The organism is Streptomyces sp. DSM 15324 (assembly GCF_001514285.1).
Lineage (GTDB): Bacteria > Actinomycetota > Actinomycetes > Streptomycetales > Streptomycetaceae > Streptomyces.
The window spans coordinates 7782-9079 of record NZ_KQ949054.1 but is presented as its reverse complement, the minus strand read 5'-3'; the positions used below and the strand labels follow the sequence as shown (position 1 = coordinate 9079).

Genomic DNA, 1298 nt, shown 5'->3' with positions numbered 1-1298 from the left:
CGACCACGGCCCGCGCCGGGCAGGAGCGCGACGGGGAGCCCGGGCTGCGGGAGAAGCTGGGCGGGCAGTCCGCGGACGAGCGAGGGCAGGCGCTGCTCGACCTGGTCCGCAGGCTGGCGGCGCAGGTACTGGGACACGGCGACACCGGGGAGGTGGGACCGGGCCAGGCCTTCAGGGAACTCGGTGTCGACTCACTGACCGCCGTCGAGCTGCGCAACCGGCTCGCCGCCGAGAGCGGCCTGAAGCTGCCCAGCACCCTCGTCTTCGACTACCCGACCCCCCGTCATCTGGCGGGCTTCCTCGACGCCGAGCTGTTCGGCTCCGAGGAAACGGACCCGGAGATCGTCCTCGCCGCCGAGCTCGACCGGCTGGCCTCCACGATTTCAAGGCTTTCCCCAGATAACAGCGCCAGGACTCTCGCGAAGGCCCGCCTGCGCAGCATGCTGACCGAGCTGGGTGATCAGGTTGAGGGCGATCCCAAGGCCTCCGTCTCCCAGCACCTCGAGGCGGCCTCGGACGACGAGATCTTCGACTTCATCAACCGGGAACTCGGCCGGTCCTGAGCGCCCGCGTCACAGCAGGCCGAATCGTTCCTACCGATACGACGTATGGGGCAAGTTCCAATGGCGAATGAAGACAAGCTCCGGGACTACCTCAAGTGGGTCACCGCAGACCTGGCCGAGACGCGTCGCCGGCTCCAGGAGCTGGAGGCCCGCGAGGACGAGCCCATCGCGATCGTCGGCATGAGCTGCCGGTTCCCCGGCGGGGTGCGGTCCCCCGAGGACTACTGGCAGCTCCTGGCCGACGGCGGCGACGCCATCTCCCCCTGGCCCACGGACCGTGGTTGGGACACGGAGGCGCTCTACGACCCGGAAGCCCGCCGCGTGGACGGCAGCTACGCCCGTGAGGGCGGCTTCGTCCTGGACGCCGGCGACTTCGACCCGGCGTTCTTCGGGATCTCGCCGCGCGAGGCCGTCGCCATGGACCCCCAGCAGCGGCTGCTCCTCGAGGCGTCCTGGGAGGCCTTCGAGCACGCCGGCGTGGACCCCGAGTCCGCGCGCGGCGGCCGCGCCGGAGTCTTCGTCGGATGCAGCAACCAGGAGTACGGCGCGGGCCTCGGCGACATCCCCGACGACGTCCGGGGCCACCTGCTGACCGGTAACTCCACCTCCGTGGTCTCCGGACGCGTCTCGTACGTCCTCGGCCTCGAAGGTCCCGCGGTGACGGTGGACACGGCGTGCTCGTCGTCGCTGGTGGCGCTGCATCTGGCGGCGCAGGCGTTGCGTGCGGGTGAGTGC

The 1298-nt window shown here is 70.9% G+C and carries 2 protein-coding genes; both read left to right on the top strand.

Features of this window, described 5'->3' with window-relative positions; genetic code table 11:
• Window positions 1-563: phosphopantetheine-binding protein (locus AQJ58_RS40045; RefSeq protein ID WP_234360477.1), on the top strand; the 563-nt coding region annotated here is incomplete at its 5' end.
• 60 nt (window positions 564-623) lie between these two features.
• Window positions 624-1298 (top strand): beta-ketoacyl synthase N-terminal-like domain-containing protein (locus tag AQJ58_RS40040; protein ID WP_199844807.1); only part of this gene is annotated, 675 nt, incomplete at its 3' end.